The organism is Paenibacillus sp. NPDC056579, from assembly GCF_042793215.1.
Classification (GTDB): Bacteria; Bacillota; Bacilli; order Paenibacillales; family NBRC-103111; genus Paenibacillus_S.
On record NZ_JBHTVD010000032.1, the window covers coordinates 1 to 1,153 of the forward strand.

The window sequence follows — 1,153 nt, forward strand, 5'->3', positions numbered from 1 at the left end:
GACAAGCACAGGAAATTCCAGTACCGGAACCGCCAAAAGTGGAGGAACCGGAGGAAGAGGAACAGCCAGCACCAAGCAAAGCGAAAACGCTCCTCGGGTGGTTATGGTAGATGTGCCGGGAAGTGACCAGGAGGAACAGCCGAAAAAGAAACGCGGTCGCCCTCCTGGTACTGGCACGAAAAAGAAAAGCGCAGCCAAGAAAAAGACGGCGGGCAATGTTGATTCATCCCAGCTGAAAATGCTGTTACTGACGACAAGCGCGATCGTGGCAGCACGACCTGGGATGGAAGACTTTGCATTAACCGCCGATGAAGCCGAACAGATATGTACGCCACTCGCAAACATCATGGCGAAGTCTGAAGGCGTGGCGGGTGTCGCCAGTGAGTATGCAGACCATATAGCGTTACTCATTGCGTGCTTTACGATCTTTATACCTAAATTCATTATGTGGAAATCCAAACAACCTAAAAAGAAAGAGGTACAGAAAAATGTCTTGCCAAAACGAGAACTACCAAAACAACCAACAGAACAACGAGGAAATGAAAGCGCGCCTGAAAGAACTAATCAAAAGCCTGCTGAACGATCTGGGGAACCCACTAGTAAGCAATTTGGCGGCTCCTTACATCAACTCATCCCTTTCGGAGGATATTGATGTCTTAAAATTCCTCAACCATTTAGAGGGGATGATCGACTATGTCCGGTATGGTGACGCTGAAGCAAGGTGACTTCTATTACAACATCCCCATGCATGAATACAGCCGTTATTGGTTTGAACACTTGGACATTATCGAACAGGGCGAGGAATTTTTAGTTGTGGAGAAAATCCCTTACGACAAAATCCCGAAACCGTCCATCATGGCTGCTATGAAAAGAGGTAAAGGCGTGAAGCGTGTTGTGAAAGCTTACAGCACGAAAGGAAGTGGAAAACATGCGAATGACAATTGGCGATGACGAACACGTTTTTATCTGTGGTCAAACCGGTACAGGTAAATCGGTTGTCGCTGAGGTATATCTCGCTGGGAAAGACCATGTGGTAAAGCTTGATACGAAAGGCGAAGTACACGAGCGCCGCAAGAAACGGCAGGAATTGTGGCATGGCTTGCAGGAAGGTAAGGACTTTACTGTGGTTCACCGATTGGAAGACGTGTCCGAG

2 protein-coding genes and 1 pseudogene are annotated in these 1,153 nt (G+C 47.8%); all 3 read left to right on the forward strand.

What is annotated here, in order from left to right:
* Positions 1–652 (forward strand): hypothetical protein (locus ACFQ88_RS39480; RefSeq protein ID WP_379463410.1); only part of this gene is annotated, 652 nt, incomplete at its 5' end.
* Positions 653–693: 41 nt separating this feature from the next.
* A complete protein-coding gene (locus tag ACFQ88_RS39485) occupies positions 694–951 on the forward strand; it encodes a hypothetical protein (protein ID WP_213398973.1) in 258 nt (85 codons plus the stop codon).
* Positions 929–1,153: pseudogene (locus tag ACFQ88_RS39490) on the forward strand (ATP-binding protein); the annotation flags it as partial. The gene ACFQ88_RS39485 and the pseudogene ACFQ88_RS39490, both read left to right, overlap by 23 nt.